1 rRNA gene is annotated in these 894 nt (G+C 50.7%); it reads right to left on the bottom strand.

Going from position 1 to position 894, the window contains the following annotated elements:
• Nucleotides 1–50: 50 nt before the first annotated feature.
• Nucleotides 51–894 (bottom strand): 23S ribosomal RNA (locus tag ACFSQ3_RS15890); the annotation flags it as partial.

Here is an 894-nt window from a genome sequence, read left to right as displayed (position 1 = left end):
TTTGATTACTCAAGAGAAACACAGAGAAACAACACAGCATGTTTTCTATCATTGCGAAAGCTTCGGGCTATTAGTATCACTTGGCTATGGTATCTCTACCTTTACACCTATGACCTATCAACGTAGTCATCTTCTACGACCCTATAAGGAAGTCTCATCTCGTGGCTAGTTTCGCACTTAGATGCTTTCAGCGCTTATCTATTCCCGACGTAGCTACCCTGCCGTACACCTGGCGGCATAACAGGTTCACCAGCGGTCAGTCCAACCCGGTCCTCTCGTACTAAGGTCAGATCCACTCAAACTTCCAACGCCCACAACAGATAGGGACCGAACTGTCTCGCGACGTTCTGAACCCAGCTCGCGTGCCACTTTAATGGGCGAACAGCCCAACCCTTGGGACCTTCTCCAGCCCCAGGATGTGACGAGCCGACATCGAGGTGCCAAACCTCCCCGTCGATATGAGCTCTTGGGGGAGATCAGCCTGTTATCCCCAGAGTACCTTTTATCCTTTGAGCGATGGCCCTTCCATACAGAACCACCGGATCACTATGTCCGTCTTTCGACCCTGATCGACTTGTTGGTCTCACAGTCAAGCGGGCTTATGCCATTGCACTCCACATACGGTTACCAAGCGTATTGAGCCCACCTTTGAAAGCCTCCGTTACCTTTTTGGAGGCGACCACCCCAGTCAAACTACCCACCAAACAATGTCCTCGGCTAAACCGAGTTAGAAACCGAATACAGAAAGGGCGGTATTTCAAGGTTGATTCCACGACTCCTAGCGAAGCCGCTTCAACATCTCCCGCCTATCCTACACATCCTGTATCCAATTCCAATGTTAAGCTATAGTGAAGGTTCATGGGGTCTTTCCGTCCCGTTGCGGGTAATCGGCGT

The sequence above is a fragment of the Sphingobacterium corticis genome (genome assembly GCF_042684745.1).
Taxonomy (GTDB): Bacteria; Bacteroidota; Bacteroidia; order Sphingobacteriales; family Sphingobacteriaceae; genus Sphingobacterium; species Sphingobacterium corticis.
The sequence above is the reverse complement of the archived record's forward strand: the minus strand, read 5'-3'. Positions and strand labels throughout refer to the sequence as shown.